We start from the raw sequence: 26,535 nt of genomic DNA on the forward strand, positions 1-26,535 counted from the left end.
GCGGGCGGATGCGGAGGCGCCCGCGCGGACGTGGGATCATCGGCCCCGTCATGCGCTCGACTCCCCTCGCCGCCCTCCGTCGCCGCCTCGTGCGTGCCACGGCCGCCGGCCCCTCCGCTCCTCCGGCCGCCACCCCCGCGCGGGGTCGCGCCGGCCTGTCCTCGGCCCGGCCGGTGGCGCTGGTGCCGCTGCTGACCGCCGCCGTGCTCGGCGCCACCCTCGTCGGCTGCGCCAACACCGAGCTCACCCGGTCCCCCGAGGAGCGGCTGGCCGACGCCATCGACCGGTTCCAGCGCGACAACACCGGCTTCTACGACCTCACCCTCGACCTCGGCACGAGCACGATCGACGAACAGGGCTACTACCGGGTCAGCCCCGACGCGAGCGGCACGGTGCGCACGGTGACCGGTTTCAACGCCGTCACCGGTCTGGTCGACGCGCGCTACCTGCGCCTGCTCAACGACGTCTACCTCGCCCTGCCCGACACCGTCACCGGCGACATCCGGCAGGCCTGCTGGGCCAAGGGCAACATCCGCAGCGCGGCCCGCAAGGCCGGTCTCGAGGCGGGCGACCTGCCGCTGGTGGGGGCGGCCGTGGAGGTCGTGCTCAGCCTGCGGGGCGGCGAGGAGCAGGAGGACGGCACGCTGCTGGCCGACGCCAACGCCCGCGCGGTCGCCTCGGCGTTCGGCTACCGCACCGCCCGCGACCTGCGCCTGCCCGGGCGTCGCGTCGACGTGCCGGTCACGGTCACCCTCGACGACGAGGGCCGCATCGTCGGCTGGAGCGCCTCGCTGGCCGACGTCGTGGCCGAGGCCAAGAACCCCGACCCCGCGGCACTGGTCGGGGCCAGCGAGTTCGGCGAGGTGAGCGCCACCTTCGCCGAGCCGGGCGACGACCGCGACTTCAGCGCGCCGCCCTCGGAGCGCACGATCAACGCCGAGGCCAACCCGAAGAAGATCGCCGCGCTCGTGGAGGCCTGCCCCGACATCGTGCCGGTGATCGAGGACCCCGCGAGCCCGACCGACGAGCCCACCGACGGGATCACGGACGAGCCGACCGACGGGCTCACCGACGGGCTCACCGACGAGCCCACCGACCAGCCCACCGACCAGCCCACCGACCAGCCCACCGAGGGGCTCACCGGGGAGCCGTCGCTCGGCGCCCCCGAGCCCGACGGAGCCGACCTGCCGTGAGACTGCGCCACGAGAGCCGCTACGCCGCCGCACCCGCCCAGGTGCGCGCGATGCTGCTCGACCCCGCCTTCCGACGCCGCGTCGGGGAGGCCCAGGACATCGTGTCCGGCGAGGTGAGCGTCGCCGGCGAGCGGATCGAGCTCGACCAGCTGCAGCGCACCGACCACCTGCCCGCCATCGCGGCCAAGATCGCCGGCGCCACCACCCGCGCCGTGATCGTCGAGGACTGGCAGGGCGACGTCGCCTCCTTCTCGATCACCACCCCCGGCAAGCCCACCTCCGCGACCGGGACGCGCACCCTGCGCCCCGACGGGCCTGCGGGCACGGTCGTCGTGATCGAGCTCGACGTCGTCGTGAAGGTGCCGCTCATCGGCGGCAAGCTGGAGGCCCTCATGGCCGAGAACATCACCACCGGCCTGCGCGACGAGGAGCGCGTGGCCGCAGCCTGGCTGAGCGGAGAGCACTGAGATGACCCACACGATCACCCACCGACTCACCTACGACGCACCGGTCGAGGCGGTCGCGGCGATGCTCGCCGACCCCGCGTTCCGCGAGGAGGTGTGCCGCGCGCAGCACGTCACCGAGGTGAACGCCACGGTGCGCACCGAGGGCGGCCGCACGATCGTCAAGGTCGACCAGTGGCAGCCCACCGCCGGGATCCCGAGCTTCGCGAAGAAGATCGTCGGCGACCGCACCAACATCGTCCAGGACGAGGTGTGGACCTCCCCCACCCGCGGCGACATCACCGTGACCATCCCCGGCAAGCCCGGCGACATGACCGGCACGGCCGTGCTGGAGCCCACCCCCGAGGGCGGCACCGTCGAGACCGTCACCCTCACGATCAAGGTCAAGATCCCCGTGGTGGCGGGCAAGATCGAGAACCTCATCGGCGACCTGCTGCTCAAGGCCCTCAAGGCCGAGAACCGGGTCGGCCGGGAGTACCTCGCCCGCTGACCCGGTCCCCGACCGACCCAGGCCCGACCCGGGCCCGGCCCAGGCCCGACCCGGGCCCGGCCCAGGACCGGCTCAGGCCTGGTGGGGGTACCCGTGCTCGGTGGGCGGGTCGAAGGTCTCCTTGATCGAACGGGGGCTGACCCAGCGCAGCAGGTTGGCCGCTGCCCCCGCCTTGTCGTTGGTGCCCGAGGCGCGGCCGCCGCCGAAGGGCTGCTGGCCGACGACGGCGCCGGTCGGCTTGTCGTTGATGTAGAAGTTCCCGGCCGCGAACCGCAGCTCGGCGCGCGCCCAGGCGATGGCGTGCCGGTCCTGGGCGATGATCGCCCCGGTGAGGGCGTAGGGGGCGATCGACTCCATGCCTCGCACGACCGCCTCGAAGTCGGCGTCCTCGTAGACGTGCACCACCAGGATCGGGCCGAAGTACTCCGTGGTGAACATCGCGTCGGTGGGGTCGCTGCTGACCACGATCGTGGGTCGCACGAACCAGCCGACGGTGTCGTCGGTGCCGCCGCCGGCGATCACCCGCAGGTGCGGGGTCTGCTGCGCCCGCTCGATCGCCGCGCGGTGCTTGGCGAAGGCCCGCTCGTCGATCACGGCCCCCATGAAGTGGCTCAGCTCGGTGGGGTCGCCGACCGAGAGCGACTCGGTGCGAGCCACGAGGTCGTCCTCGATGCGCTCCCACACCGAGCGGGGCACGTAGGCCCGCGACGCCGCGGAGCACTTCTGGCCCTGGTACTCGAAGGCGCCGCGGACCAGGGCGGTGACGAGCACCGCGGGGTCGGCCGAGGGGTGGGCCACCACGAAGTCCTTGCCGCCGGTCTCGCCCACGAGCCGCGGGTAGGAGCGGTAGTCGGCGATGTGCTCGCCCACGGTGCGCCACAGGTGCTGGAAGGTGGGGGTGGAGCCGGTGAAGTGGATGCCCGCGAGGTCGCGGTGGGCCAGGGCCACCCGCGAGACCTCGAGGCCGTCGCCGGGGAGCATGTTGATCACCCCGGGCGGGAGGCCGGCCTCGGTGAGCAGCTCCATCGTGAGCGAGGCCGCCAGCTGCTGGGTGGGTGAGGGCTTCCAGACGACGGTGTTGCCCATCAGGGCCGGGGCGGTGGGGAGATTGCCGGCGATCGCGGTGAAGTTGAACGGCGTGATGGCGTAGACGAACCCCTCGAGCGGGCGGTGGTCGGTGCGGTTCCACACGCCGCGGGAGTTCGCGATGGGCTGCTCGGCGAGGATCTGCCGGGCGTAGTGCACGTTGAAGCGCCAGAAGTCGATGAGCTCGCAGGCGGAGTCGATCTCGGCCTGCACCGCGGTCTTGGACTGCCCGAGCAGGGTGGCGGCGTTGAGCCGCTGGCGCCACGGGCCGGCGAGCAGGTCGGCGGCCTTGAGCAGCACCGCGGCCCGCTCGTCGAACGGCAGGTTCCGCCACGCGGGGGCGGCGTCGGCCGCTGCGGCGATCGCGGCCTGCGCGTCGGCCGCGCTCGCCCCGCGCGAGGTGCCGAGCACGTGGGCGTGGTCGTGGGGCTGCACGACGGTGAACTCGGGTCCACCGCCCGCGCGCCACTGGTCGCCGATCCGGGCGGGCAGGTCGCGGTCGGTGGCCTCGAGCCGGGCGACCTCCGCGAGCAGGGCGTCCCGTTCGGGCGTGCCCGGTGCGTAGGTCAGCGGCGGCTCGTTGATCGGAGCCGGAGGGTGCGTGAGGGCGTCCATGGCCGCGACTGTAACGGGCCGCCCGCGCGTGCGCCGACCCGACGCCGGAGGGGTTGCGGGACGCGCGCCTCAGGACAGGAGATCGTCCAGTTCCTGGGTGGCGTACCAGGACAGCTCGTCGTCGGGGTCGGCGTCCGGGCCGCGATCGGCGTCGTCGGCGTGCAGGGCCACGACGTCGCGCAGCGCGACCGGTGCGTCGGGATCGGTGCCCGCCGGAACCTCCGCCACGACCACCACCCGCCGGCCGGGCCCGGCGAGCCGCTCCTGCGAGGCGTCGGCGGCGGTCATCAGCGCGTCGTACTCCTGCTCCTCGTCCTCCCCCTCGGGCACGACGGTGTCGCCGCGGCCGTCGATGAGGGCCTCGGCGGGCACGGGAGCCTGGGCCAGCGCGGTGCGCAGGTCGGCCAGGGTGGTGGGCACGTACAGGCGCATCAGGACTCCTGACCCGCCTGCTGGCCGGCCGGAGCGTCCGCGGCCTCGGTCCGGCGGGCCGGACGACGGCGTCCGCGCGGCGCCCGGCTGCGGGTGGTGGGGTTGGCGGAGTCGAGCAGCTCGTCCAGCGACTCCCGCAGGCAGCTGGCCAGCACGTCGGCGTCGGGGATCTGGTCGCGGTCGGCGGTGAGTCCGTAGAACACCTTGCCGTCGTAGGAGGTCACGCCCACCGCGATCGGGTGGTGCTCCACCAGCGGCGGCACGGGGTAGGTGGCGACCATCCGGGCGCCCGCGGCGTAGAGCGGCGCCTGCGGGCCGGGCACGTTGGTGACCGAGAGGTGGTAGCCGCGCCGCACCTCCTCGAAGGCCACCCGCGCCCCGATGGCGTGGAAGGTGGCGGGCGCGAACCCGGCGATCCCGGCCAGCCGGTTGGCCGCGACGCTGCGCCCGGTCTCCTGGTGGGCCTGGAAGGAGTAGGACACCTGGTGCAGCCGCACGACGGGGCTGGGCTCGGCCACCGGGAGCCGCACGACGTGGGGGGCGATCTGGCTGCCCAGCGAGGTGGCCTCGCGCTCCTCGTCGATCACCGAGACCGGCACGACCACCTTGACCGTGCGCAGCCCGCCCAGGGACTCCGAGCGGGTCATCAGCCACGCGCGCACCCCGCCGGTGATCGTGGCGAGGATGACGTCGTTGACCGTGCCGCCGTGGGCGGCGCGCACCGTGCGGTAGTCGGCCAGCGCGGTCTCGAGGGTGACGATGCGCCGGTGCTGCGACAGCGGACCGCCGACGGCCGAGCCCGTGCTCGGTCGGCGACCGGTGAGGGCGCTGGCGACGGCGCCGACCCGGGCCCGCGACTCCCGCATCCGGCGGCGAGCAGCGGCGGTGGCCATCGCGGCGGTGTCGACCGCGGCGGTGCGGGAGGTGAGGACCTCCTTCGCGCCGCCGGCGGCCACGATCAGCGGCGAGGGGGCCCGGCGCGGCGACCAGTCGTCGGGCTCCAGCTCGCGCGGCTCGGGCGAGAGGTCGAGGAGCAGCTGGCCGAGGTCGACCGTGTGCACGCCGTCGACCAGCGCCTGGTGGGTCTTGGAGAGCACCGCGAGACGGTCGCCCGCCAGCCCCTCGACGACGTAGACCTCCCACAGCGGCCGGGTGCGGTCCAGGGGCCGGGAGACGATGCGGCCCACCAGCTCGCGCAGCTGGGCGTCGGTGCCCGGACGGGGCAGCGCGGAGCGGCGGATGTGGTAGCCGAGGTCGAAGTGGGGGTCGTCGACCCAGCGCGGGGTCGTGAGGTGGCCCGGCACGTCCAGCAGCCGCTGGCGGAACCGCGGCACCAGCGCGATCCGGTCGCCGATGAGGTCGCGGAACCGGTCGTAGCCGAACCCGCTGTCGCCGGGCTCGAAGATCTCCACCGTCGCGTTGTGGCGCGGCGCGGTGGGGGTCTCGGCGGTCAGGAACGCGAGGTCGCGCGGGCTCAGGCGCTCGCTCATCGACCCCTCCCTTCGGCTCCCCGACGACCCCGGTCCGCGGCCCCGGGGGTCGGGGCCGGCCACGTTGCCGCCACGTGGGATTCTGACAGAGGCGGTCACGACTCCCGCCGCCGTCCCGAGGAGAGGATCACCATGGCCGTCCGCACCGTCCGTCGTCCCGCCGCCTCCGCGCGGCGGTTCCTCCTGCCCGCGGCGGGGCTGCTGCTCGCCGTCACCCTCGCCGGCTGCGGCGGGGGTGACGACGCGCCCGCGCCCACCGACGTGCGCACGATCGAGATCACGGTCTCGGGCGGCACCGTGACGCCGGCCGACGAGCGCATCGACGTCGCGCCCGGCCAGCCGATCGACCTCGTGGTCACCGCCGACGTCGCGGGCGAGCTGCACGTGCACTCCTCCCCCGAGCAGGAGTTCGAGTACGCCGGCGACGGCGAGACCACCACCATCAAGCTCCAGATCGACCGGCCGGGGGTGGTCGAGGTCGAGACCCACGACCCCCAGCAGGTCGTCGCCACCCTGACCGTGCAGTGAGCCCGGCGTGATCGCGCTGGTCCCGCTGACCGCCCCGACCGACCTCTCCGCCCACGGCATCGGCGGCCAGCAGGACCTGCCGATCCCGCTCGGGGGCGCCATCGCGGGCGGCGTGGCCGCGCTGCTGCTCAGCTTCCTCGTCCTCGCCCTGGCCTGGCGCCGGCCGCGCTACGCCACCGACGTCGTGCCGGAGGACCCCACCCCGGAGGCCGCGGTCGGCTCGGGCCTCGCGCTGGTGTGGCCGGCCCCGGCCGGGACGCCGGTGCCGGTGCGGGTCCTGGCCGCCCTCGGGGCCGCGGTGCGCAGCCGCGGCGGCCGTGCGGCGCTGCGGGTCTTCGGGCTGCTGGTGCTCACCCTGGCCGGGGTGGCGGCGATCTTCGGCCGGGACCTCACGATCAACCCGCTGTTCGGCATCTTCTACGTCTGGCTGTGGGTCGGCATCGTGCCCGCCTCGCTGTTCTTCGGGCCGTTCTACCGGGCGATCAGCCCGGTGCGCGCGATCAACGCAGGGCTGGCCCGCTTGGCGGGCACCGACCCCGACGAGGGCCTCTACCGCTACCCCGCGCGGCTGGGCTACTGGCCGGCGGCGCTGGGGCTGTTCGCATTCGTGTGGATGGAGCTGGTCTACCCCCACATGGCCGAACTCGGGCCGGTGCGCACCTGGTGCGCGATCTACCTCGCGGTGATGGTCGTGGGCGGCGCGGTGTTCGGCAACACCTTCTTCGCCCACTGCGACCCCTTCGAGGTCTACTCCTCCCTGGTCGCCCGGCTCTCGCCGTGGCGGGTCGACGACGACGGCGTGCTGCGCCTGGTGAGCCCGCTGGCCCACCTCGCCACGATCCCCGCGGTGCCGGGGCTGGTGGCGGTGGTCGCGGTGCTGTTCGGCAGCACCGGCTACGACTCCTTCGGGGAGTCACCCACGTTCGTCGACTTCGTACGCGGCCAGACGATCTCGCCCTACACCCTGGAGAACCTGGCACTGCTCACGTTCTGCCTCGGCGCCGGGCTGCTGTTCGCGGGCGCCTGCGCGCTCACCGGCGTGCGGGCCGGGGTGCCGCGACGCGCGCTGCCGGGCCTGTTCGCCTTCTCGGTGGTACCGATCATCGTGGGCTACATCGTGGCCCACTACCTCACCTACTTCCTCGAGCTCGGCTCGCGCACGGTGGCCCAGGCCGCCGACCCGCTCAGCCGCGGCGACGACCTGCTGGGCCTGAGCGGCTTCCCCGAGATCGTCTGGCTCAGCTACCACCCGACGCTGCTGGCCACCATCAAGGTGCTGGCCGTGGTGCTGGGCCATGTCGTGGCGGCCGTCGCCGCCCACGACCGCGCGCTGCGGGTGCTGCCTCCCCGGCACCACCTCACGGGGCAGCTGCCCCTGCTCGCGGTGATGGTCTTCTTCACCGGCGGCGGGCTCTACCTGCTGTTCTCGTCCTAGCGCGCGCCGCCCCCGACCGCATCGCGCCCGGCCGCACGCCTGGGGGCACGCCCAGCACCGCGTCGAGCACCGACTCGAGCGCGCGCAGCGCCGGGCCGTCGCCGGCCTCGTGCAGCGCCGTGCCGCGCACCAGCGCGCGATCGGTGGCCGCGCGGTCCTCGGGCACGAGGTGGGGGCCGTGCACGGGGGCGAGCGGGGCGGCGACGTCGGCGAGCAGGTCGACGATCTGCCGTTCGGACCAGCCCAGCGTCGGCCGCACCCGGTTGACCACCACGCGCAGCGGGGTGCCGGGCACCCGGTCGCGCAGCTCGACCAGGCCGCGGGCCAAGCGTCCGAGACCGACCGGATCGGCCGCACCGACCACGACCACCTCCTGCGCGGCGGCCAGCGCCTCGGCGGTGAGCTGGTGGCGGGCGGTGCGGGCGCCGATCCCGCCGAGGCCACCGGTCGCACCCGGCGCACCCGCCCCGACCTCCTCCAGCACCGCCCCGGTGTCGAGCACGACGTCGCCGTGGCGGCGCGCCACGCCGACGATCCCGGTGATGGCGCCGGGGCGCACCTCCGACCAGCGCTCGGCGCGGGGCAGCCCCGTGAGCAGCGCCCAGCCGGGCGCGATCAGCCGCGCGGCGGCCGCGAGACCCGCCGGGTCGAGGGTGTCCCCCGCGGCCGCGCGGGCCGCGGCCAGCAGTCCGCTGACGTCGTCGAGCACGCCGAGCTGGGCGGCGAGGGAGCCGCCGGCGGGGTCGGCGTCGACGAGCAGCACCGGCCGGCCGCGCCGGGCCAGCCCCGCGGCCAGCGTGGCCGCCACGAGGCTGCGTCCGGGCGCCCCGCGCGGACCCCACACCGCGACCACCCGCCCCGGGGCGTGCGGCGCTCCCCCGACACCCGCCGGGGACGGGGGTGGGGTCCCGGGGAGCCCGGGCAACTGCGGGGACGGGGCGGAGGGCGGGGGCTCCGGCGCGAGCAGCAGCGACGGGACCTCGGCCACCTGCGGGGCCGACACCCACGACCGCACCCCGAGCGCCCGCAGCCGGGCGCGCACCGCGTCGGCGTCGGGCCGGGCGTCGTCGACGACGGCCACCAGGCGGACGCCCTGGTCGCGCAGCCCCGCCAGCGCGGGTCCGTCGAGTCCGGGGGTGGCCGCGGGCACGACGGCGGCCCCGGCCTGGCCGGAGGCGGCGGTGGCCAGGAGCTCCTCGAGGTCGAGGCACCGCTTGAGCACGACCGTGCGACGCTCGCGGTCGAGCGCCGCGAGCAGGGCGGGCTCCCAACCGGCCCCGTCGGCCAGGACCAGGACCACCAGCGGGCCGGGGGACCCCGTCGTCCCTGCCGTCATCGGTGCCGTCATCGCTGGAGGGCCACGGCCAGCACGGGATCGGCGGCCCCCGCCAGCAGGGCGTAGAAGCCGGGCACGTCGGCCTCGGGGACGGCGAGGACCAGCTGCCGCTCGCCGCCCGCCGCGAAGGCGTCGGAGGGCGGCGGGGCCGCGACGACGCCGACGTCGGCGAGCGCGGGCCGCCCCGGCTCCTCGCTCCGGGCGCGCCCGTCGGCGGGGGCGAGCCCGAGGACGTAGACGTCGACCACCGCACCGGGGCCGACCCCGGGCGGGACCCGCAACGGCGCGACCGGCACCGAGATCTCCTGCACCCCGGCCTCCGCCGCCGGTCCGAGCGCGGCGCGCGGCAGCAGCTCCCCGGCCCCCAGCGGCCGGCGCACCACGAGGTCGGCGGGCGGCGGGGCGTCAGCCGGGAGGTAGCGGGCGGCGTCGGCGGCCTCCCGGAACCGCACGGCGGCGGGCACGAGGTCGGCCGGCCCGAGGACGGCACCGGGCACGACGTCGGTGCGCACCGACCACACCGCCACCGTGTCGTCGGCGGAAGCGACCACCCGGCCACCCAGCACGACCGAGCCGACCACGAGCACCACCCCCGTCCACAACCGCGGATCGCGCCAGCCGGGCCGTCGCGCCCGCAGGGCGGGCACGGCACCCGTGACAGGACCGGCGGCAGGGCCGGTCGTGGTGGGCACAGCGGTGTCGGCGGTCGGCGGCGTCGCAGGGACGCCGGCGCCACCGTGGTTCCCGAGATCGGAGCGCACGTGCTCAGTCTTCCCCGATCCGCGCGATCCGGCACCCCCTCGTCCCCAGGCACGGGACGGGCGTCAACAGATCGCGCCCCGCGACTCCCCTCGCGCGGGTGCGGGTGCCACGATGGACCCATGGCCGCCACCCCACGCTTCCTCACGCTGGCCGACGTCGCCGAGGTGCTCAACACCTCCAGCGCCCAGGTGTACGCCCTGGTGCGGCGCGGCGACCTCGAGGCGATCAAGATCGGCGGGCGCGGCCAGTGGCGCGTCGAGGCCGAGAAGCTCGAGGAGTACATCGCGCGGGCCTACCGGGAGGCGGCGCAGTTCGTGGCCGAGCACCCCTTCGTCGAGCAGGACTGAGCCCGGCCCCCGCGGCGGGACGCGCTCAGCCCACCTCGCCGTTCAGCCGCACCCGGGCGGTGCGCTCCTGCCCGTCGCGCAGGTAGGTGAACTCGATCGTCTCCCCCGGCTGGTGGGTGCGGATGCTGACGATCAGCGAGATGCCGTCGGAGACCCGCTGGCCCTCCACCTCGGTGACGACGTCGCCGGCCTGCAGGCCGGCGTCGGAGGCCGGGGTGTCGTCGAGGACCTCGTTGATGGTGGCGCCGTTGACGCTGTCGTCGCCCCCGGTCTGCACCTGGGCGCCGATCACCGGGTAGCGGGCCTCGCCGGTGCGCAGGATCTGGTCGGCGGTGGTGCGCACCTGCTCCACCGGGATGGCGAAGCCGACGCCGATGTTGCCGGCCTCCCCGCTGATCGAGCCGCCGCCGTTGGTGGCGATGGCGGAGTTGACGCCCACGACCTGGCCCCGCAGGTTGACCAGCGGGCCGCCGGAGTTGCCGGGGTTGATGGCGGCGTCGGTCTGCACGGCGTTGATGTAGGAGGACTGGTCGGCGGAGTCGCCGGTGGTCACCGGTCGGTTCAGCGCGCTGACGATGCCCGCGGTGACGGTGGCCGAGAGCCCCAGCGGCGAGCCGATCGCGACGACGCCGTCGCCGACGCGCAGCGCGCGGGAGGCGCCGAGCGCGGCGGGCTTGAGCGCGGTGGCCTCGGGCACCTCGAGCACGGCGAGGTCGTAGACGGGGCTGCGCCCCACCAGCGAGGCGTCGTAGGTGTTGCCCTCGTGGTCGACCACGCGGATCCGCCCGTCGGTCTCGGCGGCGTCGGCGACGACGTGGTTGTTGGTGATGATGTGGCCCTGGTCGTCGAGGACGAACCCCGAGCCGGTGGCGCCGGACTGGTCGCCGCCGAACTCGGCGATGATCTGCACGGTGCTGGGCAGCACGGCCTCGGCGACGGCCGAGACGCCGCCGATCTTCACCGGCGGCAGCTCGGTGACGGTGTCGTCGGAGAGGCCGTTGCCGTAGATCGGGAGGTCGCCGGCGGCCTCGCGGTATACCACGCTGCCGGCCACGCCGCCCACGAGACCGAGCACGAGGGCGAGCACCGAGACCAACGGCCACACGACGCGACCGGCGGGCGCAGGCGCAGGCGCCACCGGCGCCCCCCAGGGCGCGGTGCCGCCGTAGTCCTGCCAGTGCGGCGCGCCGGGGGCCGGCCAGCTGCCGGGCGGCGGCAGCGCAGGCTGCGGGTCCACCGGACCGGGGGCCTGGAAGTCGGGCATCCCCGGCGGAGGTGCGTCGGGAGCGGACTCGGGACGCTGGTCGTCGTGCTGCACCGCTCCATCATCCCTGGTGGGCGGTGACGGCCACTACCTCCGACGGTCCGCGAGCGCGGACCGCCCGGGATCAGGCCCCGGGATCAGGCCCCAGGATCAGGATTGGATCAGGGCCGGCGGGCGTCGGCCGAGCCCACGGTGAACGGCACGGTGGGGCCGACGTCGCGCCGCACCGCGGCGGGCGCGGGCCGGGGACCCGGGGTGGTGAGCACCGGGGTGGGGCCGGCCGGGGCCCGGGTGGGGATCGGCGGGACCTCGGCGGGGGCCGCCCCGAGCGCGAGGACGCCCATCACGGCGGCTCCGGCGGCACCGCCGCCCAGCGCGGTGAGACCGACCGCGCGGCGCACCCGCTGCGAGGCGGCATCGGGGGCGGGCCGGGGACGCAGCAGCGCCTCGCCCGGGGTGACCCCGAGCAGCGCGCCCTTGAGGTAGTCGGGCGCCGGGGCGGCCTCGGCACCGAGCCCGGCGAGGCGGGTCTTGACCCAGCCCTCGCGCTCGACGGCGTCGCGGCACTGGTGGCAGCCGTGCACGTGGGCCCAGGCCTCCTCGGCCTCGGCCGCGCTCAACCGCCCGTCGAGCAGGGCGGTGACCCGCGGGCCGGGGAGGTGGCCGCCGAGCGGCACGCCGAAGGATCCCAGCCCGCTCATCGGGCCTCCCCCGCGGCGCGCCGCCGCGGGCCGCGGAAGCGCTGTCGGCCCGCACCGGGGGCACGGTGGGCCAGGGCGTCGCGCAGCATGGCGCGCCCGCGGGAGATGCGGGAGCGCACCGTGCCGATCTTGGCGCCCAGGATCGTGGCGATCTCCTCGTAGGACAGGCCCTCGACGTCGCACAGCACGACGGCGGCACGGAAGTCGGGCGGGAGGGTGGCCAGCGCCGCCTCGATGTCGTCGTCGAAGGTGCGCTCGCTCAGGGCGATGTCCGGGGCGGGGTCGCTGCTGGTGAGGCGGTCGGTGCGCTCGTCGGACAGGGCGTCGAAGCGGATCCGCTGCCGGCGCCGGGCCTGGTCGAGGAAGAGGTTGGTGGTGATCCGGTGCAGCCAGCCCTCGAACGTGCCGGGGGTGTAGGTGTCGAGGGAGCGGAAGACCCGGACGAACACCTCCTGGGTGAGGTCCTCGGCGTCGGGCCGGTTGCCGGTGAGGCGGTAGGCCAGCCGGTAGACCCGGTCGGAGTGCCGCTCGACGATCTCCTGCCAGGTGGGCACCTCGGACGGCGGCGACGCCGGCGCGCCGGGGACACCCGCGTTCGCCTCGCTCATCGCTGCTTCTCCGTTCCGGACCGACATGGGCGGTGTTCGACCTCCACCGTAGGGGTTGCGGCTGAGGGTTCCCTGTGAACCTCTCGACCAACCCAACGCCCGGCCCGCGGGGTTCGTTCCCCGGCCGGTCGCGGACGGCTAGGTTTCTCCCGTGCCCACCACCGATCCGCTCTCATCCGCCAGCTGGGCGTACGCCGAGGACTTCGTGGCCGAGGACGCCGTGCTCCTCGCCGCGCGCGCCCGCGCCACCGAGGTCGGCGTCGTGCCCATCGGCCCGGGCGGGGGCGCGACGCTGCGGTTCCTCGCCGCCGTCCTGGACGCCCGCTCGGTGGTGGAGATCGGCACCGGCACCGGCGTCTCCGGGGTGTGGCTGCTGCGCGGCATGCGGCCCGACGGCGTGCTCACCACCGTCGACCTCGAGGCCGAGCACCAGCGCCTGGCCCGCCAGGCCTTCACCGAGGCCGGGGTGCCCACCCAGCGCGCCCGCACCATCTCCGGCGCGGCCCTCGACGTGCTGCCCCGTCTCACCGACGGCGGCTACGACCTGGTGTTCGCCGACGGCGACAAGACCGAGTACGGCGCCTATCTCGCCGAGGCGCTGCGCCTGCTGCGCCCGGGCGGCGTCGTGGTGTTCGACAACGCCCTGTGGCACGACCGCGTGGCCGACCCCGCCGTGCGCGACGAGGAGACCGTCGCGGTGCGCGAGCTGGGCCGCCTCGTCGCCGAGCACGAGGACCTCGTGCCCCTGCTGCTGCCCGTCGGCGACGGCCTGCTGCTCGCGCGCAAGCGCGACGCCTGACACCACACCCCCGGGAGCCCGGGAGGGACCGTCAGCCGGCGAGGCCGTCGAGGGCGGTGGGGTCGGCGAGCCAGTCGAGCAGGAGCCGGGCACCGAAGCCGGTGGGGCCCTCGACGTACTCGTAGGCGTCGGTGGGCGAGTCGCCGACCGAGGCGATGTCGAGGTGGGCCCAGGGCAGGCCGCCGGTGAAGTGCTGCAGGAACAGCGCGGCGGTGATGGCGCCGGGGCCGCCGGCGGCGTTGTCGGCGTCGGCCACCTTCGAGGCGAGCCGGTCCTCGTAGCCCGCGTAGAGCGGCAGGCGCCACAGCGGCTCGCCGCTGCGGGTGCCGGCCTCGAGCAGGCGGTCCGCGAGGGCGTCGTGGGTGGCGAACAGGCCGCCGACCTGCTGGCCGAGGGCGACCTTGACCGCGCCGGTGAGCGTGGCGACGTCGACCATCACGACCGGGTCGAGCTGCTCGGCGGCCCAGGCCAGGGCGTCGGCCATGACCAGTCGGCCCTCGGCGTCGGTGTTGGTGACCTCGCTGGTGCGTCCGCCGTAGTGCCGGATGACGTCGCCCGGACGCATCGCGCGCCCGGAGATGGCGTTCTCGGCGGCGGGCACCAGGCCCACGACCTTGAACGGACAGTCGACGGCGGCCAGGGCGGCGAGCACCGAGATGACCACGGCACCGCCGGTCATGTCGCGCTTCATCGTGGTCATGCCCTGCGCGGGCTTGATCGAGAGTCCGCCGGTGTCGAAGGTGATGCCCTTGCCGACCAGCACGACGGTGGGGGTCTTCCGGCCGGCCTTGCGCGGGCGGTAGTCCAGGCGGATCAGGCGCGGCGGGGTGGCCGAGGCCTGCCCGACGCCGAGCACGCCGCCGAAGCCGACCTCGGCGAGCCGGTGCTCGTCCCAGACCTCCACCGTGAGGCCGGCGGCCTCGCCGACGGCCTGCGCCTGCTCCGCCAGCCACGCGGGGTTCTTCAGGTTGCTGGGCACCGTGGCCAACGTGCGGGCCTGCCAGGAGGCGCCGGCCACGGCGACGGCGCGCGCGAGCCGGTCGCGCAGCGGCTGCCCCGCCCTGCCGTCCACGGCGTCGGGCAGCCCGGCCAGCACGGCGCGGCGCACCGGCACGTGCTCGGGCGGCGCGGAGCGCCAGGCGAAGTCGAAGGAGCCGAGCATCAGCCCGGTGGTGACGGCCTCCACGCCGTGCTCGGCGTCGAGCGCGGCCAGGGTGGTGGCCACGCAGGCGCGGTCACGCGTGGCGCGGGCGACGACGGCGGCCGCGCGGCGCCGGTCGTCGGGGGTGTGGGCGCCCACGCCCACCAGCAGCACCGCCCGCAGGTCGGGCTGGTCGGGGCCGCCCAGCGGCACCGGCACCGTGGCGATCTCGCCCACGGTGCCGGTGACGCGCAGAGCATCGGCCAGGGCCACGAGATCCATCCCGAGCGCCTCGGCGACGGCGTCGGCACCGGGCCCCAGCAACGGGGCACCGGCCTCGCCCCCGGGCTCGTCCTGCGGACGCGGCTCGGCGGGCAGCACCGGCAGCGCGACGACGTCGCAGCCTGCCAGGGCGTGCGGGCCGGACGCGCTGAGGGCGATCTCCGGCGGGGAGACCTGGGACGGGAGCGTGGCCCGAAGGGTCACCCGACGACGGCCTTGAGGGCGTCGCCCAGCGCACCGGCCTCGTCGGCGTTGAGTTCGACCACCAGTCGACCACCGCCCTCGAGCGGCACGCGCATGACGATGCCGCGACCTTCCTTGGTGACCTCGAGCGGACCGTCGCCGGTCCGCGGCTTCATCGCCGCCATGCGGCACCCACTTCCTCGTCGATTCCCGCCCCACCCGTCGGCGGGGCTGCACAGAGCCCCAGTATCCCCTATCGACCACGGTGCCCACCACACGGCCGTGCCGGGCGCGGACGGCGGCGCGGGCGAGCGGGACCGCTGGCACACTCCGGGCATGACCTCCGCCACGCCGCCGACCCCCTCCCCCACCGTCCTGCTCACGGTCGCCGAGGGCACCGCGACCGTGACGCTGAACCGGCCCGAGGCGATGAACAGCCTCGACGAGGCCACCCGCGCCCTGCTGCTCGAGACCCTCACGGCGGTGGCCGCCGACGACGCCGTGCGCTGCGTGGTGCTGCAGGGCACCGGCCGCGCGTTCTGCACCGGGCAGGACCTCAAGGAGCACGTCACGCTGCTGGAGACCGTGGGCAGCGACGAGGCGCTCTCGTGCGTGGAGCGGCAGTACAACCCCGTGGTCACGGCCCTGGCCACGATGCCGAAGCCGGTGATCGCCGCGGTCAACGGGGTGGCGGCCGGGGCGGGGGCCTCGCTGGCCTTCGCCTGCGACCTGCGGATCGTGGCCGACACGGCAGGGTTCAACCTCGCCTTCGCCGGGGTCGGGCTGTCCTGCGACACCGGCGCCTCCTACTTCCTGCCGGGCCTCGTGGGCGCGGGGCGGGCGCTGGAGTTGCTCTACCTGCCGCGCACGATCCCGGCGGCCGAGGCGGCCGAGCTCGGGCTGGCCAACCGCGTCGTGCCGGCGGCCGACCTCGACGCCGAGGTGGCGGCCCTGGCGGCCCGGCTGGCGAGCGGCCCGACGGTGGCCTACGCCTCGATGCGCCGCGCGGTGCGGCACGCCGAGCGGGCCACGCTGCCGCAGGCGCTGGCCCTGGAGAGCGAGCTCATGCTGCGCACCGGCGCCACGCGCGACCACGGCGCGGCGGTGGCGGCGTTCGTGGCCAAGCAGAAGCCGGTCTTCGAGGGCCGCTGACCTCAGGACCGGGGTTCAGACCGCGCCGACGAGGTAGGCCCAGGTGAAGACCAGCGCCCCGCCGAGCATGCCGAGGTGGGCGAGCAGCGAGAGCCCGGGCCCGCGCGACCAGGTGTCGCTGGCCGCGGGCGCGGCATGGCGGCCGCGGGCGGGCAGCCAGCGCAGGAGCAGCAGCAGGCCGGCGAGCGTGACGGTCCACCACAGCACCAGCGAGACCAGCCCGAGCAGGCTGGCGGCGTCCTCGCCGAGGCCGTCGCCCCCGACGAGGAGGACCACCCAGGTCAGGAGCGCACCGACGCCGGCGACGGTGTGTACGCGCACCGGTCCGGCGGCGATCGAGAACCGGCCCGCGGCCGCGCCGGTGTCGCTCAGGCGTCGTCGGGTGAGGGCGATGTCGAGCGCCGCGGCGGCGGTGAGTGCGTACACGAGGTACGCCAGGGCCTGGTTCGACACAGTGGGAGTCTGACACCACCGCCGCTCAGGCGGGGGCGCCCCCGTCGGATCCGGGCTCGGGCCGGGCCTCGGGGGGCTGCTGGCCGGGGGGCTGCTGGTCGGGGAGCTGCGGGTCGGGGAGCTGGGCGGCGAGCCGGTCGAGCAGCGCGTCGACCTCGCTCATCCGGTAGCCGCGGAAGGCGAGGGAGAAGCGCACACGGCGCAGGTCGGCGCCGGTGAGCGGACCGGACGGCACGACGACGTCAGGGCGGTCGTCGTACTCCTCCACCATGGGCGCGCCGATCCCGGCGGCGGCCAGGGCGACGCCGCCGAGCACGAGCACGACCACGATCGCGGCGAGCCAGATCATCGGGCGATCATGCCCGCGGCTCCCCCATCAGCGCGACCGCCTCGGCGGGGTCGTCGGTGAGCACGAAGCGGTCGAGGTCGGCCGCGGAGATCTTCCCGTCGGCCAGCACGGTGTCGCGCAGCCAGGCCATCAGCCCCGACCAGTACGCCACGCCGACGAGCACGACGGGGAAGGTGGTGACCTTCTGCGTCTGGGCCAGGGTGACGGCCTCGAAGAGCTCGTCGAGGGTGCCGAGCCCGCCGGGCAGCACGATGAACCCCTGGGCGTACTTGACGAACATGGTCTTGCGGGCGAAGAAGTAGCGGAAGTCCACCCCGATGTCGACCCACTCGTTGAGGCCGGACTCGAAGGGCAGCTCGATGCCGAGCCCGACGCTGAGCCCGCCGGCGAGGCTCGCGCCCTTGTTGGCGGCCTCCATGACGCCGGGCCCGCCGCCGGTGATCACCGCGAAGCCGGCCTCCGCGAGGCCCCGGCCCACGGCCTCGGCCCGGGCGTAGAAGGGGTCCTCGGGCGCCGTGCGGGCCGAGCCGAACACGCCGATCGCGGGACCGAGGTCGGCCAGGGCGTCGAAGCCCTCCACGAACTCGGCCTGGATGCGGAGCACGCGCCAGTGGTCGGAGTGCGTGTCGAGCCGGCCGTGGGAGTCCAGCAGCCGCTGGTCGGTGGTGGTGGGGTCGATCCGGTCGCGGCGCTGGGTGACCGGGCCCTTGCGGTGCGAGCGGGTCATGCGCCCGGGCCCTCGGGGAGCGGCGCCGTGAGCCAGGACCGCAGCACCTGCTCGCAGTGGCGGATCTGCGCGATCGGCACGTGCTCGTCCGCTTTGTGGGCGAACAGCGGGTCGCCCGGGCCGAAGTTCACCGCCGGCACCCCGAGCACGGTGAAGCGGGCGACGTCGGTCCAGCCGAACTTCGGGTTGGCCACCCCGCCCACGGCCGCGAGGAACGCCCGCGCGGCCGGCCGGTCCAGCCCGGGCATCGCGCCGGGGGCGGTGTCGGTGAGCTCGACCTCGAAGCCGTCGAAGAAGTCGCGCACGAACGCCAGCGCCTCGGCCTCGGAGCGGTCCGGGGCGAAGCGGTGGTTCACCTCGACCACGCACTCGTCGGGCACGACGTTGCCGGCGACGCCGCCGCGGATGCGCACGGCGTTGAGACCCTCGTGGTAGCGCAGTCCGTCGATGACCGGCTGGCGGGGCTCGTAGGCGGCCAGCCGGGCCAGCACCTCGCCGGCCGCGTGGATGGCGTTCACGCCGCGCCACGAGCGCGCGGAGTGGGCGCGCTCGCCGCGCGTGCGCACCTCCACCCGCAGGGTGCCCTGGCAGCCGGCCTCGACGACGCCGTCGGAGGGCTCCATCAGGATCGCGAAGTCGGCCGCGAGCAGGTCGGGCTCGGACTCGGCCAGCTTGCGCAGGCCGTTGTGCACCGACGCGACCTCCTCGCCGTCGTAGAGCACGAAGGTGAGGTCGCGGTTGGGCTCGGGCAGGGTGGCGGCGAGGTGGAGCAGCACCGCGTCGCCGCCCTTCATGTCGCAGGTGCCCAGGCCGTGCAGGATCCCGGCCTCCTCGTCCAGCCGGCTCGGGAGGTTGCCGTTGACCGGCACGGTGTCGAGGTGGCCCGCGATCACCACGCGCTCGGGCCGGCCCAGCCGGGTGCGGGCGACGATCGTGTGGCCGCGACGCACGACCTCCAGGTGCCCGCACCGGCGCAGTGCGGCCTCCACGGCGTCGGCGATCGGCCCCTCGTGGTGCGACACCGACTCGATGTCGACCAGGTGTCGGGTCAGCGTCACGGGGTCGGCGGCCAGATCGAGTTCCACACCAGTAGTCAACCAGCCATCCCCACCTGGCCCGATCGGGTGGTTCTCCCCCGCGGTGAGCGCGAATGCGCCCAACCTGCTGCGCGCCGGACGTGACGGGCGTCTCATGGAAGCACCAGAACCCGATCCCGTCCCACCACCCCCGGGGCGGTCACGACGAAGGAGCTCGACGATGTGCGATCACACCCCGGCCTGTCCCGACACCACCTCCACCGCCTGCTGCCGCGCCCACGTCGTGGCCGACCACAGCGAGCAGGGCTGGTGCCGGCTGTGCAACGGCGTGATCCTCTTCGACGACGGCTGGTACCTCACCCCTGACGGACGCGCCCTGATGCTGGCCAGCTGAGCGACGCCCGGTTTCCCCGCACCTCGCGGGGGAACGACGGCGCCATGACCCCACCGCCGGCGGAGCCCGACCCGGCCGCCCTGGCACGAGCGTGCGACCGCGCCGCCCTCGCCGGGTTCGACGACCGGGAGACCTTCGTCGAACGGATGCTGATCGACCGCGGCCTGGACCTCGACGAGACGGCCGGCGGCGCCGCCGGGACGGCCCTGGCCCGCATCGCCCGGGCGGCCTGGGACGCGCGGGACGCGCACCTGGCGCAGCGTGAGGACCCGGCCGTCCCCGACGACCACGACCGGCTCGCGGTCGCGCTCGACCTGCTCGCCGAGGACGGCATGATCGGCCTGCTCGACCTCGAGTGCTGTCACACCTGCGCCGCGGACGCCCTCGAGCGCGCGGAGTTCGACGGCGTCGGCGTCGTCTACACCACCCGGCAGGAGCGCGCGACGCTCCCCGACGGCCGGCTCGCACTCACGCTGATGCTCACCGCGATCCCCCTCGACGCCCTCCCCGCGGACCTGGTGGCCCGGGCCCGCCACGACCCCGATCCGCCGACCCGCGACGCCGCGCGTGACGAGGTCGAGCGGCTCGCGACCGACCTGCTGCGCCGGGCGCTGGTGGCACGACTGGACCAGGTCGGCCTGAGCGTGACCGCGGAGCACGACGACGTCGTGGAGATCGCCGTGCCCGACTGGCGCCGTCGCCCGCCGCTGGACGACCGCCGTCCGCCCTGGCCCGCGGTGCTGGACTCCCCCGAGGCCCTCGACCGGGTCCGCGCGGCGGTGTTCCCGGGCCTGCGGCGACCGGACCGGATCGTGTCGGAGGTGCTTCGGGCCGTCGCCGTGCCGCGCGAGCAGGCGCGCGGGGTCCGCCACGAGGTGCTCGTCGCCTGGGAGCAGCGACGCCGACACGTCGCCGTGACGGCGCAGCGGACGGGCCCCGACGACCCCGACGACCCCGACGAACCCGACGACAGCGCCCGTCTGCGCGCCGCGTTCACCGCCCTCAGCGCCGACGGTGTGGTGGGCCGGATGGACTTCACGTGCTGTGAGGGCTGCGGCCGGGTGGAGATCCGCGACGAGCGCGGACCGTCCCGCGAGGAGATCGGCTACACCTCCTTCCACGCCGGCGACACCGACGCGCTGGCGGCGGGTTCGGCGGCGGGCCCGCTGACGTTGAGCGTGGGCGCGTTCCCCGAGCGGTCGGCCTCGGCGACGGCGGTGCTCGCCCTGGTGGCGGCGCGGCTGGAGCAGGCCGGCCTGACAGTGGTCGCCGACGACACCGGCACACCGGAGGAGCCCCGCCTGCGCGTCCTCGTCCCCGACTGGCGACACCCCCTGGCCGGTGACCTGCCCGCCGGGGTGTGATCGCACCCGGAACGGGCACCAGCACCGTCATGAGCGACGACGAGGCGCCGGCACCCCGTTCGACGAGCTGCGGTCCCACGCCCGGACGCTGGTGTTCCCGGGGTTCCTCACCCGGGCCGAGGTCGTCGAGGCGATGCTCGAGTACTTCGACCTCACCGGGCCCGACGACGAGCGGCGGGTGGTCCCGGTCGTGGAGGAGGCGTGGCGCGCCCGTGAGGCGGAGCTGCGGGCCGCGGAGGCGAGCGCGACGGGACCCGACGACCACGCCCGCTTCGAGGCGGCGGTGGCCGACCTGGCCCGCGACACCATCCTCGTGCGCCCCGATTTCACCTGCTGCTCCACCTGCGGGCACGACGAGATCGGCGACGAGCGCGGCCCGGAGCGCCGCGAGCGCGGCTACGCCTTCTTCCACCGCCAGGACACCGAGCGGATCCCCGACGGCACCCTCTTCCTGGCCTTCGGCGCGTTCGGTCCCTGGCCCGAGGTGGACCCCGGGATCCTCGCCCGCGCGTACGCCGAGGCCGACACCCCCGACCGCGCGGCGGCCCGCCGCGAGGCCATGGACGCCTGGACCACGATGACCGGCCAGCTCGTCGCGGGCACCCTGCGGCGCCACGGGCTGGACGTCGCGTGGTCGGGCTCGGGCGAGGAGCGGGTCCTGGTGCACCTGCGCGACTGGCGCCGCCCGCTCCCCGCCGACCCGGAGGTCGACGGAGAGCCGGGCGGGAAGCCGGGTGGGGACACGGACGGGCGCCGCGGCCTGCTGGGGCGCGTGGTCAGGCGCGGGTCACGCTGATCCGCACCGACTCGCCGTCGGCCAGGGCGACCTCCGTCGCGTCGAGCGGCGCGTGGGTCACGGTGGTGGCCAGCACCTCGGCCGCGATCAGCTCCTCGTGGGCGCGGGCGGCCGCGAGGGCGGCCTCGGTGCCGTCCAGGGTGAGCACGATCCGGTCGGAGACCTCCAGGCCGGCGTCGCGACGGGCCTGCTGCACCGCACGCACGAGGTCGCGCGCCAGGCCCTCGGCCGCCAGCTCGGGGCTGACTGCGGTGGCGAGCACGACGAACCCGCCGCCGGGCAGCACGCCGGTGGCGACGTCGTCGGACGCACCGGCACCGGCCACGGTCTCGAGGGTGTACTCGCCCTCCACGAGCGGCAGGCCGCCCGCGACCACGGTGCCGTCGGGCTGCACCGACCAGTCGCCGCTCTTGCTGCCCCGGATGGCCGTCTGCACGTCCTTGCCCAGCCGCGGACCGGCGGCGCGGGCGTTGACGGTGAGCCGCTGCTCGACGCCGTAGCCGGCCGCCTCCTCGGAGTCGACGGCCACCAGGCGCACGGCCTTGACGTTGAGCTCGTCGGCGACGATGCCCTCGAAGCCCGCCAGCGCGGCGGGGTCGGGGACGACCACGGTGAGGGAGGCCAGCGGCAGCCGGTTGCGCAGGCCGGCGGCCTTGCGCAGCGCGGAGGCGGCCGAGCACACCTCGCGCACCTGGTCCATCGCCGCCACCAGGGCGGGGTCGGCGGGGAGGTCGTCGGCCACCGGCCAGTCGGCCAGGTGCACCGAACGGCCGCCGGTGAGGCCCTTCCAGACCTCCTCGGTGGTGAGCGGCAGCAGCGGCGCGGTGGTGCGGCAGACCGTCTCGAGCACCGTGAACAGCGTGTCGAACGCGGCCGGGGCGTCGCCCCAGAACCGGTCACGGCTGCGCCGGATGTACCAGTTGGTGAGCACGTCGAGGAAGCCGCGGGTGGCCTCGCACGCCTCGGCGACGGCGTAGGTGTCCAGGGCCTCGGTCATCTCCACGACGTAGTCGCGGCACTTGGCCAGCAGGTAGCGGTCCAGCGGGTCGGTCGAGTCGGTCGCGGCCCGCGCGTCGTGGCCGGCGGCGTTGGCGTACAGCTGGAAGAAGTACCAGCTGTTCCACAGCGGGATCATCACGTGGCGCACGGCGTCGCGGATGCCCTGCTCGGTGACGATCAGGTTGCCGCCGCGCAGGATGGGGCTGCTCATGAGGAACCAGCGCATCGCATCGGCGCCGTCGCGGTCGAAGACCTCCCGCACGTCGGGGTAGTTGCGCAGCGACTTGCTCATCTTGTTGCCGTCGCTGCCCAGCACGATGCCGTGGCTGATGCAGTTGCTGAACGCCGGCTTGTCGAACAGCGCGGTGGCCAGGATGTGCAGGGTGTAGAACCAGCCGCGGGTCTGGCCGATGTACTCCACGATGAAGTCGGCCGGGAAGTGGTGCTCGAACCACTCGGCGTTCTCGAAGGGGTAGTGCACCTGCGCGTACGACATCGACCCGGAGTCGAACCACACGTCGAGCACGTCGGGCACCCGGCGCATGGTGGAGCGCTCGCCCTCGGGGCGCGGGTCGTCGGGGTTGGGGCGGGTGAGGTCGTCGATGAAGGGCCGGTGCAGGTCCGGCTCGCCGTCGTTGTTGAGCGGCAGCCGTCCGAAGTCGCGCTCGATCTCCTCGAACGAGCCGTAGACGTCGAGGCGGGGGTAGGCGGGGTCGTCGCTCTTCCACACCGGCACGGGGCTGCCCCAGAACCGGTTGCGGGTGATCGACCAGTCGCGGGCGTTCTCCAGCCACTTGCCGAACTGGCCCTGCTGGATGTGGTCGGGCACCCAGTTGATCTCGCGGTTGAGCTCGAGCATCCGCGCCTTGATGGCGGTGACCTCGACGAACCACGACGACACGCCCTTGTAGATCAGGGGCTCGCGGCAGCGCCAGCAGTGGGGGTAGGAGTGGTCGTAGGTCTCGCGGCGCAGCAGGATCGTGCCGGGGCTCACCGAGCCGGTGGCGCCCTCGCCGCGGGTGGCGGCCTTGAGGTGGTCGATGATCTGCAGGTTGGCCTCGAAGACCTGCAGGCCCTCGTAGTCGACGACGGGGGCCGTGAACCGGCCGTCCTTGCCCACCGGCATGACCGCCTCGATCTCCTCGCGGTCGGTCACCTCCTTGTCGACCTCACCGAACGCGCCGGCGGTGTGCACCACGCCCGTGCCGTCGGTGGTCGTCACCGCGTCGTCGGCGGCCACCACGCGGAAGGCGTTGGGGTGCCCGGCGTAGTAGGCGAACGGCGGGGTGTAGGTGCGGCCCAGCAGGTCGACGCCGCGGTAGCGGCCCACGATCGTGGGCTCCTCGGCGTCGGGGAACAGCTCGCGCTTGTAGGCGCCCAGGCGCGCCTCGGCGAGCACGTACCGGGCGGTCCGCCCGGTGTCCGCGGCCCCGGGGACGGCGGCCTCCACCACCACGTAGTCGATGTCGGAGCCCACCATCACCGCCAGGTTGCTCGGCAGCGTCCAGGGCGTGGTGGTCCAGATGAGGATGTGGGCGCCGTCCAGCACCGGGTCGGTGCCGAGGTCGTCGAGGCGGTAGCCGACGGTGACGGCGGGGTCCTGCACCTGCTGGTAGACGTCGTCGTCCATGCGCAGCTCGTGGTTGGACAGCGGCGTCTCGTCGTTCCAGCAGTAGGGCAGCACACGGAAGCCCTCGTAGATGTAGCCCTGGTCGAAGAGCGACTTGAAGGCCCACATGACCGACTCCATGTAGCCGGGCTCGTAGGTGCGGTAGTCGTTCTCGAAGTCCACCCAGCGGGCCTGGCGCGTCACGTAGTCGCGCCACTCGCCGGTGTAGGTCATCACCGACTCGCGGCACGCGGCGTTGAAGCGGTCGATGCCCATCTCGACGATCTCGTCGGTGGTCTTGATGCCGTTCAGGCGCATCGCCTCGAGCTCGGCGGGCAGGCCGTGGGTGTCCCAGCCGAAGCGGCGCTCGACCCGCTTGCCGCGCATGGTCTGGTAGCGCGGGATGAGGTCCTTGACGTAGCCGGTGAGCAGGTGGCCGTAGTGCGGCAGGCCGTTGGCGAACGGCGGGCCGTCGTAGAACACGAACTCGTTGGCGCCGTTCTCCCCCGCGTCGCGGGCGTCGATGCTGGCCTGGAAGGTGCCGTCGGCGTCCCAGTAGGCCAGCACCTGCTCCTCCAGCGCCGGGAAGCGCGGGGAGGAGGGGACGGCGGACGGGCCGGCGGGGTCGGTGCTGGCCTTGGGGTAGGTCATCGGGGGCTCCTGCGTCACGTGGGTCGAACCGGACCGGTTCGAGGACGACGTGTGCCGCGGTACCACCTCGATTGCCCGACGCCCGGGGGCGACGGACCACTCGTTCGCGGGCTGTGACGGGCCCACCCGTCCGGTTCTACTGGGCCCGCCGGGCGGGCCGTTCTTCCGGAGGCTCGCCGCTGATGACGGCTCGAACGCCTGTGGCGCCATCGTAGGGCGCGCTCGCTCACCCCCGCGAATCGATTCCGTCCAGCCAGGCCAGGATCGCAGCGGCGGACTCCTCGGGCGCCAGCGCGGCGGTGTCCAGGCGCAGCAGCGGCGTCGTCGCCAGCAGCGCGTCGGCAGGCAGCGCGCCCCGCGCGGGGTCGTGGCCGTCGGGGAGGTTCATCAGCCACTCCCCCTCGATCTCGCGCACGTGGGCGTCGGACCACGCCAGGTCCTGTTTGGAGGGCTTCGCCGCGAGCCGGTCGGCGCCGCCGTTGCGCGCCAGCCGGGTGGGGAGGTCGGCGACCAGCTCCACCACCGAGACCCGCCGTCCGGCGTCGCGGTAGGGCGCGACGAGCCGGGTCACCGCGGCGACGTCCTCGGGCAGGGCGAGGTCCCACACGAAGCTGAACGCCAACCGCAGGCCGTCGGCGGCGGCCTCGGCCACCACGCGGCACCGGAACTCGTCGTTGAGCACCCCGAACGCGCGGGTGCCGTGACCGAAGATCTCGCGCAGCGGCTCGATGGTGTGGTGGTTGTGCATCAGCCGGAAGTCCGAGGCCGCGCACAGTGCGCGCCCCACCGTCATCTTGCCCGCAGCCGGCGGACCGATGATCAGCAGCAGCTCCCCGTCCCGCTCACCCACCCCGCCACCCTCACGCGACCCGGTGGGGTCGCGCAACGCGATTGCGTCGCGGGGGGCTGTCGGCCCCACGGGAGCAGGCCGGTCAGGCCTGCGGGGTGAGGGTCACCTGGATGTCGACGACCTCGACGCGCCCGGCACCGTCCTGCACGCGCACCCGCAGCGGCACGAGCACCGGGCGGGGCCGGGTGACGAGCACGTCCAGGCGCACGCGGAACCGCTCGCCGGACTCGGCACGGGCGTCCCAGCGGGTCGGGTCGACCGTGACCCCGGGGGCGCGGTGACCGCCGATGGTCACGCTGCGCAGTCCGCGCTGGACGTCGAGGGTGCGCACGACCACCTGGAGCACGTCGCTGACGCCGAGGTCGGGGCGCACGCCGAGGGTGCGGACCACCTCGGCCAGAGCCGCCGGCGGGGCCTGCGTGGGGGTGAGGTCGACGAGGCGGTCCAGCAGGGCCCCGGTGCGACGGTCGCGCAGCTCGGCGACGGCGCACGGGCCGTCGTTGCGCAGGCGCACGTGCTCCAGCCGCACGACGTCGTCGTCGCCACGGCGCCGCCACGTGGGGGCGGTGGTGACGGCACCCGCGACGCAGTCGCCGTCGACGACGTCGCCGAAGCCGAAGGCCAGCACGGTGCGGCTCTCCCGGGTCGGCGTGCCGGCCAGCCGGACGAGGAGCGTGACGACCTCGCCGACGCCGACGGGCGGCACGTCGAGGGTGCCGGCGAACTGCTGCGAGGCGTCGGCGGAGACCGGCGAGGTGCCGGCGGGCCGGGTGAGGGTCCACGTGGCGGCAGGTCCGGGCTCGGGGCGTGCGGCGGCGGAGGCCGGGGCGGCGGCGTCGAGCGGGGCGGCGACCAAGCCGGCGACCAGAGCACCGACCAGAGGACCGACCAGGGCGGTGTGGCGGCGGCCCTGCGGGCGCGGACCGGGGGTGGAGGACGGCGCGGACGGCATCGGGGGGCGGGCCATGGGGGCACGCTAGGGCAGCCGAGGCATGGGA

Annotated in this window: 28 protein-coding genes; 11 read left to right on the top strand and 17 right to left on the bottom strand. The window is 75.1% G+C overall.

What is annotated here, in order from left to right; all coding sequences use genetic code 11:
* Positions 1–50: 50 nt before the first annotated feature.
* From ACERUJ_RS04305 to ACERUJ_RS04315, 3 genes are read left to right on the top strand one after another with little or no spacing between them, the layout of a single operon-like run.
* Entirely contained in the window at positions 51–1,193 is a 1,143-nt protein-coding gene (locus tag ACERUJ_RS04305) for a PT domain-containing protein (RefSeq protein ID WP_370247213.1), read from the top strand.
* Positions 1,190–1,660 (top strand): DUF2505 domain-containing protein, encoded by a 471-nt coding sequence (locus tag ACERUJ_RS04310; protein ID WP_370247214.1) that lies wholly within the window; start codon positions 1,190–1,192, stop codon positions 1,658–1,660. The genes ACERUJ_RS04305 and ACERUJ_RS04310 overlap by 4 nt, the downstream gene beginning before the upstream one ends.
* A gap of 1 nt (position 1,661) precedes the next feature.
* A complete protein-coding gene (locus ACERUJ_RS04315; protein ID WP_370247215.1) occupies positions 1,662–2,147 on the top strand; it encodes a DUF2505 domain-containing protein in 486 nt (161 codons plus the stop codon).
* Positions 2,148–2,219: 72 nt separating this feature from the next.
* On the opposite strand, the gene pruA is transcribed toward ACERUJ_RS04315, so the two are convergent.
* From pruA to ACERUJ_RS04330, 3 genes are all read right to left on the bottom strand, one after another.
* Positions 2,220–3,848: an L-glutamate gamma-semialdehyde dehydrogenase gene (gene pruA / locus ACERUJ_RS04320; RefSeq protein WP_370247216.1), complete on the bottom strand. Its 1,629-nt coding sequence runs from the start codon at positions 3,846–3,848 to the stop codon at positions 2,220–2,222.
* A gap of 69 nt (positions 3,849–3,917) precedes the next feature.
* On the bottom strand, positions 3,918–4,280 hold the full coding sequence (locus tag ACERUJ_RS04325; protein WP_370247217.1) for a hypothetical protein: 363 nt from the start codon (positions 4,278–4,280) through the stop codon (positions 3,918–3,920).
* Positions 4,280–5,770, bottom strand: a complete 1,491-nt coding sequence (locus ACERUJ_RS04330) for a wax ester/triacylglycerol synthase family O-acyltransferase (RefSeq protein WP_370247218.1) — start codon at positions 5,768–5,770, stop codon at positions 4,280–4,282. The genes ACERUJ_RS04325 and ACERUJ_RS04330 overlap by 1 nt, the downstream gene beginning before the upstream one ends.
* Before the next feature lie 132 nt (positions 5,771–5,902).
* Here ACERUJ_RS04330 and ACERUJ_RS04335 point away from each other — a divergent pair, with 132 nt between their 5' ends.
* Both ACERUJ_RS04335 and ACERUJ_RS04340 read left to right on the top strand, forming a co-directional pair.
* Positions 5,903–6,298, top strand: a complete 396-nt coding sequence (locus ACERUJ_RS04335; RefSeq protein ID WP_370247220.1) for a hypothetical protein — start codon at positions 5,903–5,905, stop codon at positions 6,296–6,298.
* A 7-nt stretch (positions 6,299–6,305) separates the two neighbouring features.
* Positions 6,306–7,733: a hypothetical protein gene (locus ACERUJ_RS04340; RefSeq protein WP_370247221.1), complete on the top strand. Its 1,428-nt coding sequence runs from the start codon at positions 6,306–6,308 to the stop codon at positions 7,731–7,733.
* Here the strand turns inward: ACERUJ_RS04340 and ACERUJ_RS04345 are convergent.
* A complete protein-coding gene (locus ACERUJ_RS04345; protein WP_370247222.1) occupies positions 7,696–9,069 on the bottom strand; it encodes a CpaE family protein in 1,374 nt (457 codons plus the stop codon). The genes ACERUJ_RS04340 and ACERUJ_RS04345 overlap by 38 nt on opposite strands.
* An 8-nt stretch (positions 9,070–9,077) precedes the next feature.
* Entirely contained in the window at positions 9,078–9,830 is a 753-nt protein-coding gene (locus ACERUJ_RS04350) for a hypothetical protein (protein ID WP_370247223.1), read from the bottom strand.
* A 120-nt stretch (positions 9,831–9,950) separates the two neighbouring features.
* On the opposite strand from ACERUJ_RS04350, the gene ACERUJ_RS04355 reads away from it, so the two are divergent.
* The gene (locus tag ACERUJ_RS04355) at positions 9,951–10,178 is read left to right on the top strand and encodes a helix-turn-helix domain-containing protein (protein ID WP_370247224.1); all 228 of its coding nucleotides are present in this window, start codon (positions 9,951–9,953) and stop codon (positions 10,176–10,178) included.
* Between the two features lie 25 nt (positions 10,179–10,203).
* Here the strand turns inward: ACERUJ_RS04355 and ACERUJ_RS04360 are convergent, their stop codons facing one another.
* The 3 genes from ACERUJ_RS04360 to sigE form a co-directional block, all read right to left on the bottom strand.
* Positions 10,204–11,496 (bottom strand): trypsin-like peptidase domain-containing protein, encoded by a 1,293-nt coding sequence (locus ACERUJ_RS04360; RefSeq protein WP_370247225.1) that lies wholly within the window; start codon positions 11,494–11,496, stop codon positions 10,204–10,206.
* A gap of 107 nt (positions 11,497–11,603) precedes the next feature.
* Positions 11,604–12,143 carry a hypothetical protein gene (locus ACERUJ_RS04365; RefSeq protein ID WP_370247226.1) on the bottom strand — a complete coding sequence of 180 codons (540 nt, stop codon included), beginning with the start codon at positions 12,141–12,143 and terminating at the stop codon, positions 11,604–11,606.
* Positions 12,140–12,751: an RNA polymerase sigma factor SigE gene (gene sigE / locus ACERUJ_RS04370; RefSeq protein ID WP_370247227.1), complete on the bottom strand. Its 612-nt coding sequence runs from the start codon at positions 12,749–12,751 to the stop codon at positions 12,140–12,142. Before sigE ends, ACERUJ_RS04365 begins: the two co-directional genes overlap by 4 nt.
* Positions 12,752–12,902: 151 nt before the next feature.
* On the opposite strand from sigE, the gene ACERUJ_RS04375 reads away from it, so the two are divergent.
* Positions 12,903–13,550 (top strand): O-methyltransferase, encoded by a 648-nt coding sequence (locus ACERUJ_RS04375; protein ID WP_370247228.1) that lies wholly within the window; start codon positions 12,903–12,905, stop codon positions 13,548–13,550.
* A gap of 31 nt (positions 13,551–13,581) precedes the next feature.
* On the opposite strand, the gene ACERUJ_RS04380 is transcribed toward ACERUJ_RS04375, so the two are convergent.
* On the bottom strand, positions 13,582–15,177 hold the full coding sequence (locus ACERUJ_RS04380; protein WP_370247229.1) for a M17 family metallopeptidase: 1,596 nt from the start codon (positions 15,175–15,177) through the stop codon (positions 13,582–13,584).
* Entirely contained in the window at positions 15,174–15,341 is a 168-nt protein-coding gene (locus ACERUJ_RS04385) for a DUF3117 domain-containing protein (protein ID WP_154614071.1), read from the bottom strand. The genes ACERUJ_RS04380 and ACERUJ_RS04385 overlap by 4 nt, the downstream gene beginning before the upstream one ends.
* 151 nt (positions 15,342–15,492) lie before the next feature.
* Between ACERUJ_RS04385 and ACERUJ_RS04390 the strand changes: the two genes are divergently transcribed.
* On the top strand, positions 15,493–16,308 hold the full coding sequence (locus ACERUJ_RS04390; RefSeq protein ID WP_370247230.1) for an enoyl-CoA hydratase/isomerase family protein: 816 nt from the start codon (positions 15,493–15,495) through the stop codon (positions 16,306–16,308).
* 15 nt (positions 16,309–16,323) lie between these two features.
* On the opposite strand, the gene ACERUJ_RS04395 is transcribed toward ACERUJ_RS04390, so the two are convergent.
* The 4 genes from ACERUJ_RS04395 to dapE are packed head-to-tail and all read right to left on the bottom strand — an operon-like array spanning position 16,324 to position 18,922.
* Complete coding sequence (locus tag ACERUJ_RS04395; protein ID WP_370247231.1) at positions 16,324–16,761, bottom strand: hypothetical protein; 438 nt, start codon at positions 16,759–16,761, stop codon at positions 16,324–16,326.
* Positions 16,762–16,786: 25 nt separating this feature from the next.
* The gene (locus ACERUJ_RS04400) at positions 16,787–17,110 is read right to left on the bottom strand and encodes a DivIVA domain-containing protein (RefSeq protein WP_370247232.1); all 324 of its coding nucleotides are present in this window, start codon (positions 17,108–17,110) and stop codon (positions 16,787–16,789) included.
* Between the two features lie 7 nt (positions 17,111–17,117).
* Positions 17,118–17,837: a TIGR00730 family Rossman fold protein gene (locus tag ACERUJ_RS04405; protein ID WP_370247233.1), complete on the bottom strand. Its 720-nt coding sequence runs from the start codon at positions 17,835–17,837 to the stop codon at positions 17,118–17,120.
* Positions 17,834–18,922, bottom strand: coding sequence for a succinyl-diaminopimelate desuccinylase (dapE, locus tag ACERUJ_RS04410; protein ID WP_370247234.1), 1,089 nt, complete (start codon positions 18,920–18,922; stop codon positions 17,834–17,836). The genes ACERUJ_RS04405 and dapE overlap by 4 nt, the downstream gene beginning before the upstream one ends.
* A 172-nt stretch (positions 18,923–19,094) precedes the next feature.
* Here dapE and ACERUJ_RS04415 point away from each other — a divergent pair, with 172 nt between their 5' ends.
* From ACERUJ_RS04415 to ACERUJ_RS04425, 3 genes are read left to right on the top strand one after another with little or no spacing between them, the layout of a single operon-like run.
* Positions 19,095–19,268 carry a DUF5999 family protein gene (locus ACERUJ_RS04415; RefSeq protein ID WP_370247236.1) on the top strand — a complete coding sequence of 58 codons (174 nt, stop codon included), beginning with the start codon at positions 19,095–19,097 and terminating at the stop codon, positions 19,266–19,268.
* Between the two features lie 44 nt (positions 19,269–19,312).
* The gene (locus ACERUJ_RS04420; RefSeq protein ID WP_370247237.1) at positions 19,313–20,632 is read left to right on the top strand and encodes a hypothetical protein; all 1,320 of its coding nucleotides are present in this window, start codon (positions 19,313–19,315) and stop codon (positions 20,630–20,632) included.
* Complete coding sequence (locus ACERUJ_RS04425) at positions 20,610–21,428, top strand: hypothetical protein (protein ID WP_372715297.1); 819 nt, start codon at positions 20,610–20,612, stop codon at positions 21,426–21,428. Before ACERUJ_RS04420 ends, ACERUJ_RS04425 begins: the two co-directional genes overlap by 23 nt.
* Here the strand turns inward: ACERUJ_RS04425 and ileS are convergent.
* The 3 genes from ileS to ACERUJ_RS04440 all read right to left on the bottom strand — a co-directional run bounded on the left by ileS (position 21,409) and on the right by ACERUJ_RS04440 (position 26,504).
* Positions 21,409–24,687 carry an isoleucine--tRNA ligase gene (gene ileS, locus ACERUJ_RS04430; RefSeq protein WP_370247239.1) on the bottom strand — a complete coding sequence of 1,093 codons (3,279 nt, stop codon included), beginning with the start codon at positions 24,685–24,687 and terminating at the stop codon, positions 21,409–21,411. The genes ACERUJ_RS04425 and ileS overlap by 20 nt on opposite strands.
* 226 nt (positions 24,688–24,913) lie before the next feature.
* Entirely contained in the window at positions 24,914–25,537 is a 624-nt protein-coding gene (locus ACERUJ_RS04435) for an AAA family ATPase (protein ID WP_370247240.1), read from the bottom strand.
* 82 nt (positions 25,538–25,619) lie between these two features.
* The gene (locus tag ACERUJ_RS04440) at positions 25,620–26,504 is read right to left on the bottom strand and encodes a hypothetical protein (RefSeq protein ID WP_370247241.1); all 885 of its coding nucleotides are present in this window, start codon (positions 26,502–26,504) and stop codon (positions 25,620–25,622) included.
* Between the last annotated feature and the right edge of the window lie 31 nt (positions 26,505–26,535).

The organism is Nocardioides sp. (assembly GCF_964228225.1).
In the GTDB taxonomy this organism is placed as follows: Bacteria; Actinomycetota; Actinomycetes; order Propionibacteriales; family Nocardioidaceae; genus Nocardioides.

Bases quoted from the DNA above. Each gene is read 5' to 3' on its own strand.
- ACERUJ_RS04325 (WP_370247217.1), bottom strand. From the start codon at position 4,280: ATGCGCCTGTACGTGCCCACCACCCTGGCCGACCTGCGCACCGCGCTG.
- ACERUJ_RS04415 (WP_370247236.1), top strand. From the start codon at position 19,095: ATGTGCGATCACACCCCGGCCTGTCCCGACACCACCTCCACCGCCTGC.
- ACERUJ_RS04420 (WP_370247237.1), top strand. From the start codon at position 19,313: ATGACCCCACCGCCGGCGGAGCCCGACCCGGCCGCCCTGGCACGAGCG.
- ACERUJ_RS04345 (WP_370247222.1), bottom strand. From the start codon at position 9,069: ATGACGGCAGGGACGACGGGGTCCCCCGGCCCGCTGGTGGTCCTGGTC.
- ACERUJ_RS04355 (WP_370247224.1), top strand. From the start codon at position 9,951: ATGGCCGCCACCCCACGCTTCCTCACGCTGGCCGACGTCGCCGAGGTG.
- ACERUJ_RS04335 (WP_370247220.1), top strand. From the start codon at position 5,903: ATGGCCGTCCGCACCGTCCGTCGTCCCGCCGCCTCCGCGCGGCGGTTC.
- sigE (WP_370247227.1), bottom strand. From the start codon at position 12,751: ATGAGCGAGGCGAACGCGGGTGTCCCCGGCGCGCCGGCGTCGCCGCCG.
- ileS (WP_370247239.1), bottom strand. From the start codon at position 24,687: ATGACCTACCCCAAGGCCAGCACCGACCCCGCCGGCCCGTCCGCCGTC.
- ACERUJ_RS04390 (WP_370247230.1), top strand. From the start codon at position 15,493: ATGACCTCCGCCACGCCGCCGACCCCCTCCCCCACCGTCCTGCTCACG.
- ACERUJ_RS04385 (WP_154614071.1), bottom strand. From the start codon at position 15,341: ATGGCGGCGATGAAGCCGCGGACCGGCGACGGTCCGCTCGAGGTCACC.
- ACERUJ_RS04440 (WP_370247241.1), bottom strand. From the start codon at position 26,504: ATGGCCCGCCCCCCGATGCCGTCCGCGCCGTCCTCCACCCCCGGTCCG.
- ACERUJ_RS04315 (WP_370247215.1), top strand. From the start codon at position 1,662: ATGACCCACACGATCACCCACCGACTCACCTACGACGCACCGGTCGAG.
- ACERUJ_RS04400 (WP_370247232.1), bottom strand. From the start codon at position 17,110: ATGATCTGGCTCGCCGCGATCGTGGTCGTGCTCGTGCTCGGCGGCGTC.
- pruA (WP_370247216.1), bottom strand. From the start codon at position 3,848: ATGGACGCCCTCACGCACCCTCCGGCTCCGATCAACGAGCCGCCGCTG.
- ACERUJ_RS04305 (WP_370247213.1), top strand. From the start codon at position 51: ATGCGCTCGACTCCCCTCGCCGCCCTCCGTCGCCGCCTCGTGCGTGCC.
- ACERUJ_RS04330 (WP_370247218.1), bottom strand. From the start codon at position 5,770: ATGAGCGAGCGCCTGAGCCCGCGCGACCTCGCGTTCCTGACCGCCGAG.
- ACERUJ_RS04365 (WP_370247226.1), bottom strand. From the start codon at position 12,143: ATGAGCGGGCTGGGATCCTTCGGCGTGCCGCTCGGCGGCCACCTCCCC.
- ACERUJ_RS04405 (WP_370247233.1), bottom strand. From the start codon at position 17,837: ATGACCCGCTCGCACCGCAAGGGCCCGGTCACCCAGCGCCGCGACCGG.